This is a genomic window from uncultured Aggregatibacter sp. (assembly GCF_901873365.1).
In the GTDB taxonomy this organism is placed as follows: Bacteria; Pseudomonadota; Gammaproteobacteria; order Enterobacterales; family Pasteurellaceae; genus Aggregatibacter.
Genome location: NZ_CABFLM010000041.1, coordinates 1 through 514 on the forward strand (window position 1 = coordinate 1; position 514 = coordinate 514).

Annotated in this window: 2 tRNA genes; both read right to left on the minus strand. The window is 39.5% G+C overall.

From position 1 onward, the window contains the following. Positions 1 to 166 precede the first annotated feature (166 nt). A tRNA-Ala gene (locus QZ106_RS01140) sits at positions 167 to 242 on the minus strand. Positions 243 to 339: 97 nt separating this feature from the next. Continuing rightward, positions 340 to 416 (minus strand) — tRNA-Ile (locus QZ106_RS01145). Between the last annotated feature and the right edge of the window lie 98 nt (positions 417 to 514).

The window sequence follows — 514 nt, forward strand, 5'->3', positions numbered from 1 at the left end:
TTATCAATGACCCTTACTCAGACTTTCTTGAAAGTCTCGTTTTCAGCTTGTTTCCAGTTTGTTAAAGAACAGTTTATAAAGAAAGTTATCTCTTTATATCATCATAGTTAAGTCAACTTTACCGTTTACTTATGATTTATCCTAATAAACTTAACTATGATGATATTGGTGGAGATAAGCGGGATCGAACCGCTGACCTCCTGCGTGCAAGGCAGGCGCTCTCCCAGCTGAGCTATATCCCCAATCACATCCTTTGGTTTTCACTCATACACAGTATGTTTGATATTTTCGTTGTCAACGTTAATTCACTAACATAATTTATCAAATCACCGGTCTAAGTGGTGGGTCTGAGTGGACTTGAACCACCGACCTCACCCTTATCAGGGGTGCGCTCTAACCACCTGAGCTACAGACCCAATAGGATTTATCTTCGATACGTTTATTCTTCTTTTGTTTACAATCATCAGCCAAACTGTGTGGACACTTAAAGTCAATTCTATCTTTGGTAAGGAGG